General features: G+C 41.5%; 10 protein-coding genes. 2 read left to right on the forward strand and 8 right to left on the reverse strand.

The annotated features are described in order from the left end of the window. Positions 1-4: 4 nt before the first annotated feature. The 8 genes from NE848_RS14460 to sucC all read right to left on the reverse strand — a co-directional run bounded on the left by NE848_RS14460 (position 5) and on the right by sucC (position 9,839). Positions 5-1,225 carry an Nramp family divalent metal transporter gene (locus tag NE848_RS14460; protein ID WP_252114880.1) on the reverse strand — a complete coding sequence of 407 codons (1,221 nt, stop codon included), beginning with the start codon at positions 1,223-1,225 and terminating at the stop codon, positions 5-7. Then, entirely contained in the window at positions 1,222-2,376 is a 1,155-nt protein-coding gene (locus NE848_RS14465; protein WP_252114883.1) for a DUF2891 domain-containing protein, read from the reverse strand. Before NE848_RS14465 ends, NE848_RS14460 begins: the two co-directional genes overlap by 4 nt. 113 nt (positions 2,377-2,489) lie before the next feature. Beyond that, positions 2,490-4,028 carry a YifB family Mg chelatase-like AAA ATPase gene (locus NE848_RS14470; RefSeq protein WP_252114885.1) on the reverse strand — a complete coding sequence of 513 codons (1,539 nt, stop codon included), beginning with the start codon at positions 4,026-4,028 and terminating at the stop codon, positions 2,490-2,492. A 99-nt stretch (positions 4,029-4,127) separates the two neighbouring features. After that, positions 4,128-5,267 (reverse strand): sensor histidine kinase, encoded by a 1,140-nt coding sequence (locus tag NE848_RS14475; RefSeq protein ID WP_252114887.1) that lies wholly within the window; start codon positions 5,265-5,267, stop codon positions 4,128-4,130. A gap of 149 nt (positions 5,268-5,416) precedes the next feature. Then, positions 5,417-6,277: an N-acetylglucosamine kinase gene (locus NE848_RS14480; RefSeq protein ID WP_252114889.1), complete on the reverse strand. Its 861-nt coding sequence runs from the start codon at positions 6,275-6,277 to the stop codon at positions 5,417-5,419. Between the two features lie 110 nt (positions 6,278-6,387). Then, positions 6,388-7,386, reverse strand: coding sequence for a type I glyceraldehyde-3-phosphate dehydrogenase (gap, locus tag NE848_RS14485; protein ID WP_252114891.1), 999 nt, complete (start codon positions 7,384-7,386; stop codon positions 6,388-6,390). A 16-nt stretch (positions 7,387-7,402) separates the two neighbouring features. Beyond that, positions 7,403-8,395: a 6-phosphofructokinase gene (gene pfkA / locus NE848_RS14490; protein WP_252114893.1), complete on the reverse strand. Its 993-nt coding sequence runs from the start codon at positions 8,393-8,395 to the stop codon at positions 7,403-7,405. A 250-nt stretch (positions 8,396-8,645) separates the two neighbouring features. Next, positions 8,646-9,839 carry an ADP-forming succinate--CoA ligase subunit beta gene (gene sucC / locus NE848_RS14495; protein ID WP_252114896.1) on the reverse strand — a complete coding sequence of 398 codons (1,194 nt, stop codon included), beginning with the start codon at positions 9,837-9,839 and terminating at the stop codon, positions 8,646-8,648. Between the two features lie 226 nt (positions 9,840-10,065). Here sucC and NE848_RS14500 point away from each other — a divergent pair, with 226 nt between their 5' ends. Beyond that, a complete protein-coding gene (locus tag NE848_RS14500; protein ID WP_252114898.1) occupies positions 10,066-11,241 on the forward strand; it encodes an MFS transporter in 1,176 nt (391 codons plus the stop codon). 111 nt (positions 11,242-11,352) lie between these two features. Next, positions 11,353-12,585 (forward strand): diaminopimelate decarboxylase, encoded by a 1,233-nt coding sequence (gene lysA, locus NE848_RS14505; protein WP_252114900.1) that lies wholly within the window; start codon positions 11,353-11,355, stop codon positions 12,583-12,585. Positions 12,586-12,638: the final 53 nt, after the last annotated feature.

Genomic DNA, 12,638 nt, shown 5'->3' on the forward strand with positions numbered 1-12,638 from the left:
TGATCTACAGATTCTGAATTACGCTAAAAATTGATTTCGCCCCGAGGAAGACAGCGAGAGCGATCACCAGCAGGCCAATGGCATTCTGAAAGATGCTATTCCTGTACTCCCCAAGAACCGAACTCTGATTCACTATCCAAAATAAGAAAATTGCGATGATTGGCAGTACAAGACCATTGGCAATTTGAGCAAATTGTATTATTTCCACAGGTTTTACCCCTAGCGAAGAAAAGACCACCCCCAGGATAAGGATAATGATCCATACCATTTTGAATTTCCCTGACTGCATACCTCCTTTCCACCCGAGACAACCCTGCACTACATAAGCCGCAGCCAGAGGTGCGGTAATTGAAGAAGTAATACCCGCAGCCAGTAAACCTATAGCAAGAAATATGGTTGCTGAATTACCAAATAAAGGCTCAAGCCCCGCAGCCAGATCGCCGGCATCCTCTATCTGTGTAATATTTGATGCTGCAGCGCAGATCACAATGGCCATGGAAACGAGTCCGCCCAGCATTATTGAAAAGACCAGTTCTTTCCTCACGGTCCCAAGATATTTTTGGCCCTGCCATTTTTCACTAACCAATGAAGCATGAAGGAAAAGGTTATATGGTACCACTGTTGTTCCTACAAGAGCTATGATGGTTAAAAGTCCGGCATCAAAAGATCCTGGAATAAAACCTTCTAACACCCCTGAAATATCCGGCCTTGTTAGAAATGCGGTTAAAATGAATGCGATGCTCATAAGCAGCACAAGACCAATAAACACCTTTTCAAGTTTCTTATAACTGCCCAGAAAAAGCAGAATGAATGCGAGGCCGCCAATCACAAGACTCCAAATATTAAGATTAAAAGCCCCCATTTCAAAACTGACGGAAGGAAAGACAGCCTCAAGCCCCAATACCGCACCGGTAATATTACCGGCCTCGTAGGCAGCATTACCTAAGACAATCGCTGAAAATATGAGGATTAGTGTAATGACTCTTATAAAGGGTATCCTGATCTCTTCGCGGATACAATCACTTAAACCCTTCCCGGAGACCAGACCAAGCCTCGCCGACATTTCCTGAAGAATGATACAGGCAAATACCGAGATTAGAAGCGCCCATAAGAGGGAGTATCCAAAATTAACTCCGGCCAGGCTACATACGGTAACCGTTCCGGGGCCTATAAAAGCGGCAGAAACAAGTATCCCTGGTCCTAAATTCCTGAAGAAGTTCCTCACTCTTTTTTCTTATTCCCTGCTTCCTGCAAAGCGTAAATAGCGAAAGTTCCCAGCCAGTGTCCGCCTTCGTAGCTATCGCCCACAACATTTGGAAAAGAATAGGCCACGTGTTTTTCAGCGAGAGTTTCAAGATGCCCAAATTGTTCCGGATATTGATTGGCAAGGCCGTAGAAGACCCAGGCACGACTAAAGTTAAGCCCGTCCAGGTGAACCAGTTTTCCATCAGTACGGTCTGAAACCTCTCCCACTTCCATAGTAAAGTCTTTATTTTTCAGCTGCGGCATAAAATCGTCTATCCACATACTAAAAGCGTTTTTTGGCAGCACACGTCTCATAATATCAACCTCAGCCAGACAGGGAGATAGAAAATCATATCCGCTGGGTTCCCATTCTACCGGGCAGTTATCATCTTTTAAATAAAAATTCTGAGCTCTCTTTTTAATGGCCTCCATTAATTCCTCATTCTCACTAGTTTTCGCATAATCATAAGCGAATGCAAGGCCGAAAGCCGTATTTGTATGCTCTCCAACCCTTACAGGATAATTAAGCTTAGGAAGGAATTCTATGTATCTCTGCACTATAAGATCTGTTAAAGGCTGCATGTTGTTGGCCAGCTCCTGCCCAAGCGGATCTTCCCAGGTCCTTAATTCTTCAGCCAGTTTCAACAGCCAGCCCCAACCATAGGTACGCTCATAAGATCCGCTTTCTGCCCGGTTGAAGTACTCAACCTCGCCCCGGATATTCTCCTCTGAAAGTGAATTTTGCAAAGCTTCACGTACAGCCTCCTTTTTTTCGATTTTAGGAAACTGCTTAACAAGACTTACCAAAGACCAGTGTGCATGAACCGAAGAATGCCAGTCAAAACACCCATAGAATGCGGGATGTAGTTCGTGCGGCTCGCCAATAGCTTCCTTGCTTTCAAGGGTTTGTCCCAGTTTATTGGGATATTCGGTATCTATACAGCTTAAAGGCAATTCTACCAGCTCGTTTGCTTCATCTATGGTAAGGGTCACGGGCTCTGGAGCCATAATCTTATTTATATCTTTACTAATACTATCGGTTGAGATGGTATTTTTTTTATCGCCCTGAGATTTATCCCCTTTACAAGAGGCAATTATCAGAACGATAATTACTGCAATTAGTCGTTTCATCAGTTTAGGTTATTGGTTTCCGGTGTTAAATAGCCGGTTTCTGACCGGTTGTTCACGGTTTTACCAAAAATATAAAAAACCTTTAAAGGTTTAGTTAATTAAAACTGAAGATATCAACCCAGCCAGCCTTCACGATCCAGACTCCGGTATTGTATGGCTTCGCTTAGATGGTTTCCTTTTATACATTCGCTTTGTTCAAGGTCGGCTATGCTGCGTGATACTTTAAGAATCCTGTCGTAAGCCCTGGCAGATAGGTTAAGGCGCTCCATCGCGGTCTTCAGCAGTTGTTTTGAAGCATCGTCAAGAACACAGAACTCCCTTATCTGCCTTGGTCCCATCTGCGCATTGTAATGCAAATGTTCTATATCCCTGAATCTTTCAGCCTGGACTTCCCTGGCTTTTGTAACCCGTTCCCTGATCCTGATACTACTTTCGCCCTTTCTTTCGTCACTCAGCTTTTCAAAAGGAACCGGAGTCACTTCAATATGTATATCGATACGGTCCAGCAAAGGACCGCTGATCCTGCTTAAATATCGCTGCATTTCGGAAGCCGTGGTGGTGACCGGGGCTCCCGGATCGTTAAAGTAGCCTCCCGGACTGGGATTCATACTTGCTACCAGCATAAAGCTCGATGGATAGGTAACCGTGAATTTTGCCCTTGAGATAGTCACCTCCCTGTCTTCCAGGGGTTGTCGCATCACTTCCAGCACCCCTCTTTTAAATTCGGGAAGTTCATCAAGAAACAAGACTCCATTATGAGAAAGGGAGATTTCACCGGGTTGAGGATAGGCTCCCCCGCCGACCAAAGCGACATCCGAAATCGTGTGATGTGGACTTCTGAAAGGCCTTTGGGACATTAAACCTATATTATCCTTTATCCTACCGGCAACACTGTGGATCTTAGTGGTCTCCAAAGCCTCCTGCAAGGTCATGGGTGGCAGAATACTTGGCAATCGCTTTGCCAGCATGGTTTTGCCGGCACCGGGAGGACCAATAAGGATAATATTATGACCACCGGCCGCGGCGATCTCCATGCATCTCTTTATGGATTCCTGACCTCTCACATCGGAAAAATCATGTTCAAAATTGTCCAGGTTATTGTAAAAGGTTTCTCTTGTATTTATCCGGGTTCTTTCTAGCTCACGGCCTTCATTAAAAAATTGGATAACCTGTGTGATATTATTCACGCCATAAACTTCAAGCCCAGCCACAATAGCCGCTTCCTGAGCGTTTTGTTCAGGCAGGATAAAACCTTTAAATCCTTCTTTCTTTGCCTGGATCGCAATGGGTAAAGCTCCCTTAATTGGCTGCAGACTCCCATCAAGCGAAAGCTCGCCCATGATAAGATAATCTGAAATATCTTCAGCTTTGATCTGCTGTGAAGCCGCAAGGATACCCAGTGCAAAGGTAAGGTCGTAAGCTGAACCCTCCTTTCGAAGATCGGCCGGGGCCATATTGATAATAATCTTCTTGCCGGGAAGTCTATAATTGTTATTCTGAAGCGCCGCAGTGATACGATAGCTGGATTCCTTTACCGCATTATCCGGAAGACCCACCAAATGATAACCAATACCGGAGGTTACATTAACCTCAACAGTGATAGTGGTAGCCTCTACCCCAAAAACGTAGCTACCATATACCTTTACAAGCATTCTGATTTTGTTTGGACTAAAAGTAATTTATTTTCGAATACAAAGCCGAAAATTTTTTATACCTAAACGATTGATAATAATTGAATTATAAATGAAAAATCAGTTCTCGGAATAGTTTAATTCGGTGCGGATTTTTCCAGGTGAATTGGCATTTTTCATTAGACTGATAGAAAAAGTAGTGCCGTGCTCTTCATCACTCTGAAGACCGACTTTTCCGCCATGAGCCTCAGCTACACTTTTAACAAGGGTAAGCCCCATGCCCCAGCTTTCTAAATTGCCGCTATTAACATCACGGCCGCGCTTAAGAAATTTGAAAATATCTGACTGATTCTTCCTGGCAATAGGTTTGCCATAGTTATGAACGCTGATAATCACCTGGTCTTCTTCATCTTCTACAGTAATAGTAACAGGCGTGCTATGAGAACCATATTTAACGGCATTGGTCACTAAATTCTCTACAACCCTTCTTACCGCGGTCCCGTCAAAAATACCTGTTATTTTTTTCGGTTTACACCTGAAGCCGATCTCATTAGTATATATCTGGGATGCCTCATTATAAACCCACTTTAGTTCTTTAACCAGATCTATCTTTTCAAAGTTTAGGGTTATTCCTTCCCCCGCCTGTACGCTTATTGCATCCAGAAGTCCCTCCAGAAGTTCAAGGGATTTTTCAAGACTTTTGAGCCCCATCTTTTTCAGCTTATGAAATCTTTCTTCAGAATCGCTACAGCGCAGAATATCCAATGCGAAATATGCGGTAGATATAGGGGTTCTTATATCATGAGCCAGGGTACCCACCAGTTTCTCCCTCATTTCCTGCAAAGAGTCACTAAAGGAACTCGCTGAATTAAGCATCGCAGTCTCAAGAGTATATTTTAGTATGATGCCTACTTCTTTAGTATATACATCATTTTCAATAAGAATTTCGGTTAGCACCCTATGAAATACCACATATTCCTTAAGGATCTGTTTTACAGTATAGTGAGAAGAAGTCGCCCGGTGCCGACCATGGTCCAGACTGTTCTTTATGATCTCTCTGTATTCTTCATGCTTCTGAATTCCTTCAAAACCGTCATACCTGGTCATTATTTCAGAAATATCATCCAGAAGATTTGGCAATTGATTGCGAACAGCCAGACTGGAGATATTAGACGCCTCAATCTCCCGTTTTACTGAGCATTCCCAATCATCCATGATCCTGCTGCTATTCTGTTTTATTATCTCGGCTGCGCGCTTCATTATCAGTTATTTACAAATTGAAATTAACATAAAATTTTATTTTGAGCAACCAAAGCACCAGAAATCTTAAAGCTATCTAAAAGTTCTCTTAAATAAAAAAAGACCCACTATGAAGCGGGCCTTTTATATCATTAAAAATGAGTCTTTTTCTAAGAAACCTTTATCACTTTTTCCCTGTAATATTCAATTAAAGCATCTATAGGTCTGCGAACGATATTCCCCAGTTTTATTCCATAAGGTTGTAATACCGCTCTAATGATATCTTCGCTGAAATAAGCGATACTTCCTATAAAGTGAACCGGAACCGAGTTTACCTGTGGATAAAGCAACACACGGGAATGAATAAAATCTGTAATCCCTTCATGAAGCAGTTTATAGAAATAACCATTTCGCTCGTTGGTGAAAATAAATTCAGCAAAATGAGCTAAATAGGTATTAGGATTATCCTTTCTATACAAATGCATTTTGATGGTATCGGAATTAAGATCGAACTTCTCCTCGAACTTTTCAGCTACTTCAGGGGGCATTCTTTTATAGTAGTAATCTCTTATAAGTCTTTTACCAAAATAATTCCCACTGGCTTCATCCATCAGGATATACCCAAGAGAATCTACTGCCTGATGAATGTTCTCTCCATCATAATAGCAGCTGTTTGAACCAGTTCCCAGGATACAAACTATTCCGGGCTCGGTAGTAGCGGCATGTACGGCAGCGACCGTATCTTCCATAACCAGCACCTCATCTGCATTCGTAAAATAATTGGCTATAATACTACGAAGTAATTCCCGCGGGGTGGGTGTTCCACAACCGGCACCATAGAAATGAACTCGTTCAATTTTATCCTTTACCTCAGAAAGTTCGGGATTTTCAGCAAGTCTCTCTTCTAGTATAGCTTCTTTAAAAACAGCAGGATTCAGCCCCTTACTTCTGGTTTTAAAAACCTGTTCCCCTTCATTGTTGAGAAGTATCCAGTCGCACTTTGTGGAGCCTCCATCAGCGATTAATATCATGCGTTCATATATAATTAATAAATAAACCGAAGATAATTCAGTTTAAAGCGATAAAATTAATAAATAATATGCTCTTAAACTGAATTTCTTCAGGTTTAATAAAAAGGTTTTTATAGAGATGCTACGTGAGCGGCAAGATCTATAAGTTTGGCAGAATAACCATATTCGTTATCATACCATGCTATCAACTTAAAGAAATTATCATTCAACGCTATTCCAGCACCGGCATCAAAATTACAGGTGTGAGGATCTGAAACATAATCCTGGCTAACCACCTCTTCATCTGTATAAGAGATAACTCCCTTAAAGGCTCCGTCAGCTGCCTTTTTGAAAGCGGCTTTAATATCCTCATAAGTAGCATTCTTCTCTGTACGTACAGTTAAATCAACAACAGAAACATCTGTGGTTGGTACTCTAAATGCCATTCCGGTTAATTTACCTTTTAAAGAAGGGATCACCTTTGTTACAGCAACAGCCGCACCGGTAGAACTTGGGATGATATTAGCCATCGCGCTACGTCCTAATCTGAAATTCTTTTTTGATGGAGAATCAACAGTAAATTGCGTTGAAGTTGAAGCATGTACAGTTGTCATAAGCCCTTCTACAAGACCAAATTCATCATCGATCACTTTTGCAAGTGGAGCAAGACAGTTGGTAGTACATGAAGCGTTAGAAACGATATGATCATCAGCGGTAACCTCCTGATGGTTCACTCCCATTACAAACATAGGAGCTGTTTTGGATGGTGCAGAGATCACAACTTTCTTAGCTCCTGCATCCAGATGGGCCTTAGCATTATCTTTGTCGGTGAAAATTCCAGTACAGTCAAGTACCACTTCTACACCAACATCACTCCATTTTAGATCTGCAGGATTCTTTTCTGAAGTTACTCTTATCTTATTTCCATCAACGAACAGATTTCCGTCCTTAACTTCAACAGATCCCTTATATTTTCCATGGACTGAATCATACTTAAGCAAATATGCAAGATGATCTACATCTAACAGGTCATTTATAGCTACTACTTCTACATTTTCATTTTGAGCGGCTATTCTAAAAGCAATTCTTCCTATACGCCCAAATCCGTTAATTCCAATTTTTGTACTCATTTTCTTTGGTTTTTAATTATACCGAAGTGATGTCTGCCACCCTTCGTAATTCTTGATCAAATTCATGTCTTGGTTCTATCGCATCCTTCAGCGATATTTGAACTACTTTTTTACGTTCAACCCCAATCATGACATTATATGTTCCATTCAAAATAGCTTCCACTGCACCTACGCCTAATTTACTGGCAAGTACTCTATCAAAACAAGAGGGTTTCCCCCCTCTTTGAATATGTCCTAATACGGAAACTCTTATATCGTAATCGTAATCATCAAGATCGTCATTAATATGATCAGCAAGTTCGAAAACATTTTTTCCACTTTTATCACCTTCTGCGACCACAATAATACTGGAGGTTTTACCTTTTTCACGACTGATCTTTAGAGATTTCATTAGCTTGTTCAAACTATCACTCTCCTCAGGAATCATGATTTCCTCTGCACCAGCTCCAACGCCACTATTCAGGGCAATGTCGCCAGCATCTCTTCCCATCACTTCAATAAGGAAAAGTCTGTTATGCGAACTGGCAGTATCCCTGATCTTATCTATGGCCTCAACGACCGTATTCAAAGCGGTATCATACCCCAGGGTATAATCGGTACCATTAATATCATTATCAATGGTGGCAGGAATTCCAACAACCGGAAAGTTATATTCATCAATTAGTAATTGAGCCCCTGTAAAGGTTCCATTCCCTCCAATCACAATAAGGGCATCAACACCAGCCGATTTTAAATTATCATAAGCCAATTTGCGTCCTTCAGGTTTTCTAAAGTCTTCACACCGGCTAGATTTAAGAAATGTTCCTCCTTTATTGATTACATTTCTTACCGAGCGTGCGTCAAGATTTTCAAAATCTCCATCAAGTAAACCCTGATAGCCTCTGTAAACTCCTGTACAATCTATTTTATAGAAAGAACAGGCACGAACTACTGCCCTAATAGCAGCGTTCATTCCAGGAGCATCTCCCCCGGAAGTTAAAACCGCGATATTTCTAATATTTTTACTCATCACGCTCAAAGCTATTCCATTTCAAAACGATAACCTAATTTCGGAAAAAACTAAAACGTTTTCGGTTAATAACTAATAAAAAAAGGTGGTTTAGCATAGGTTTTTGCAAATATTTATGACTTTAATTAACTTTTTGTCAAAAAAAGACTACTAATACCCCCTGAAAAGTTACCTGGGTTGTTTTAAAAAGTGGAAATAAAAAACCCTCACCATTGGCGAGGGTCATTATTTATATAAAATGAATGCTCCTTTAAGAAAGCACTTCCTGTACTTTATCGGCCGCTTCCTTAAATTCTACAGCACTGTAAACTTTAAGTCCGCTATTATCGATAAGTTCTTTCGCCTTTTCAGCATTTGTTCCCTGTAGTCTTACAATGATCGGAACATTTATCGCATCTCCCATATTCTTGTAGGCATCAACAATTCCCTGCGCCACACGGTCACAACGAACAATTCCACCAAAAATATTTACCAGGATAGCTTCAACTTTATCATCCTTAAGTATAAGCCTGAAAGCCTCTTCTACTCTTTTCGCATCGGCAGTACCACCTACATCAAGGAAGTTAGCCGGTTCACCACCTGCCATTTTAATAAGGTCCATAGTTGCCATCGCAAGTCCGGCACCATTTACCATACATCCAACATTTCCGTCAAGGTCTACATAATTCAGCCCTACCTCTTTCGCTTCTACCTCAACCGGATTCTCTTCACGAATATCACGCATCTCTGCATAATCCTTATGACGGAATAATGCGTTGTCATCTAAAGTTACTTTCGCATCTACGGCAAGTATCTTATCATCACTTGTTTTCAATACAGGGTTGATCTCAAATAGAGAAGAGTCTGATTTTTCGAAGGCTTTATATAAAGCCAACACGAATTTCACCATTTCCTTGAAGGCCTGTCCGTTTAATCCAAGATTAAAAGCGATACGACGTGCCTGGAATCCAAGGAGTCCTGTTGCAGGATCGATATCTTCAGTGAATATAAGGTGAGGTGTTTCTTCTGCAACGGTCTCAATATCCATTCCCCCTTCAGTAGAATACATGATCATGTTTCTACCTGTAGAACGATTAAGAAGTACTGACATATAGAATTCGTCTGGTTCGCTGTCTCCTGGATAATAAACATCCTCAGCTACAAGTACCTGATGAACTTTTTTACCTTCAGCAGAAGTTTGCGGAGTCACAAGGTTCATCCCGATGATTTCTCCCGCGATCTCTTCTACTTCCTTAAGATTCTTGGCAAGCTTCACTCCACCACCTTTACCACGACCTCCGGCGTGCACCTGAGCTTTGATCACATGCCATCCGGTTCCGGTTTGTTCGGTGAGTTCCTTTGCAGCATCAACTGCTTCTTTGGCGTTTCTTGCCACGGTACCACGTTGAATGCGTACTCCGAAGCTGCTTAATATTTCTTTTCCTTGATATTCGTGTATATTCATAATCAGCTATTTCTTCTGGATTAGTTACGGAGAGCAAAAGTAACAAATACATACTATTGTACCAATCTTTTTTGAGCATCTTAACTCTCAGTAAACCTGCCGGTTTCAGAACAGGTCTTTCTTTTCAAAAAAGACTCTTTTCTACGAAAAGGTTATCGTAGAAAATTGGATTAATCCTACCATTGAAAGCTATTCTCTTGTAAATTAGGCACTTAATTTTCAAGCTATGAAAAAGGCCTTATTAGCACTTGCGATCGGTGGATTTGGAATTGGAATGACAGAATTCGTGATAATGGGGATTCTCCCTGAAGTGGCTCAGGCCCTGGAGGTATCAATTCCCAGGGCAGGACATTTCATCTCGGCATACGCCCTGGGTGTTGTGGTGGGAGCTCCTTTGCTTACGGCTTTTGGAAGCAAATGGCCTGCGCATAAGGTCCTTCTGGCGCTTATGCTATGGTTCACAGTATTCAATACGCTCTCAGCCTTTTCAAATTCATATCTGTTATTATTAATTTCCAGATTTCTTTCCGGGCTACCTCATGGAGCATTCTTCGGAATAGGTGCCGTAGTTGCAGGAAGGCTGGCAAAACCAGGAAAGGATGCGCAGGCAATCGCCATGATGTTTACCGGACTTACAGTGGCAAACGTTCTTGGGGTTCCCCTCGGAACCTGGCTGGGCCAGAATTTTAACTGGGGAGTCTCTTTCCTGGCAGTTGGCATCGTAGGTGTTCTTGCTGTTCTAAGCATCAGATTCTGGATGCCGGAACTGCCTAAAGCTACTTCCAATGGCTTCAAAAAAGACCTGAAGGTCCTGAAAAAGACAGAGCTTTGGATGGTGATACTACTTACAACCATTGGAACCGGAGGTTTCTTTGCCTGGTACAGTTATATAGCTCCGCTTATTACAGATGTTGCGGGGCACGATGAAAGTATTGTAAGCTATGCAATGATACTTGCCGGACTAGGAATGGTGGTTGGAAATCTATTAGGTGCAAAACTGGCTGAAATGTTCAGTCCTATAAATGCAGTGATCATCTCTCTCATGCTGATGGTGATCGCACTGATTTCTAACACTTTTATTGCTTATAACCAGATCGGGGTTCTCGTGATGACCTTTATATTACCAGTGATCGCTTTTTGTATTGCTACCCCTATCCAAATGGCGGTGATTAATTCGGCAAAGGGATCTGAAATGCTTGGCTCTTCACTTAACCAGAGTGCCTTTAATATGGGGAATGCAAGTGGTGCCTACCTGGCTGGTTTGCCTATAGCATATGGATACGGAATTGTATCTGCTCAGTATGTGGGTGCAGCAATGGCAGGTATAGGAATTCTGATCGGTATAGGTGTTATTCTCATCAGGAAGCAGAATACGGCAAGGTTGGAAATGAGTAGTTCTTAAGTCTTAGAGGTCGTTTCAGAAATAACAAATAATATAAATCGGTTATATTTGATATATCACTTGTCTAACAACAGATAAGTAAGTTATTTTTGCGCAAAATATTTAAGAACGATGACCCAAAAGGACCTCCTTTCAATAGCAGAAGAATTCGGCAGCCCGGTATATGTTTATGATGCGGAAAAGATCATTTCGCAATACAAAAGACTCACCTCTGCTTTTAACGTAAATGAACTTAGGATACATTATGCCGTGAAGGCACTTTCAAATATCTCCATTCTGAAACTTTTGAATTCAATTGGATGCGGGCTTGACACCGTATCGGTTCAGGAAGTAAAACTGGGGATTGAAGCGGGAGTGGATCCTTCCAAGATTATCTATACACCAAATGGTGTTTCCCTGGAGGAGATTGAAGAAGTTGTGAAATTGGGTGCCCAGATAAATATCGATAATCTATCGATCCTGGAGCAGTTTGGAACCAGGCATCCTGAAATTCCGGTATGTATAAGGATCAACCCTCATGTGATGGCCGGAGGGAATTCCAAGATCTCTGTAGGTCATATAGATTCAAAGTTCGGTATAAGTATTCACCAGATGCCTCATCTGCTTCGAATAGTTGAAAATACCGGGATGCATATCAACGGGATACATATGCATACGGGAAGTGACATTCTTGATATCGGAGTTTTCCTTTATGCTTCTGAAATACTTTTTGAAGCTGCCAAGAATTTCAAGGAACTTGAATTCATAGATTTTGGAAGCGGATTTAAAGTACCTTACCGTGAAGGGGATATTGAGACCGATATTGAGGACCTTGGTGCGCAGCTTACCAAAAAGTTCGATAAATTCTGCAAGGAATACGGCTGTGAACTGGCCCTTGCTTTTGAACCAGGTAAATACCTGGTAAGTGAATCGGGAAAATTCCTTGCAAAGGTCAATGTGATCAAACAAACTACCTCTACCGTATTTGCCGGAATTGACACAGGTTTCAATCATTTGATAAGGCCTATGTTCTATGGTTCTCATCATGATATCACCAATATTTCCAATCCCGAGGCCAAGGCCCGTTTTTATAGCGTAGTGGGTTATATCTGTGAAACGGACACATTTGCCAGTAACCGGAAAATATCTGAAATACGGGAAGGAGATATTCTCAGTTTTAGTAATGCGGGAGCCTATTGTTTCTCCATGGCCAGTAACTTTAACTCAAGATATCGCCCACCGGAAGTGCTATGGTATAAAGGAAAAGCCCACCTCATCAGAGAGCGGGAAACCTTTGAGGATCTTACACGCCATCAGGTAGTGATGGACTTTAAGGATTCCAAGAAACTTGTGGAGAAAAATTAAAGTAAAAAAGCAGCCGATCGGCTGCTTTTTTTATTATCAATTTTAATAAAACT

The sequence above is a fragment of the Gramella jeungdoensis genome (assembly GCF_023805255.1).
GTDB lineage: Bacteria > Bacteroidota > Bacteroidia > Flavobacteriales > Flavobacteriaceae > Christiangramia > Christiangramia jeungdoensis.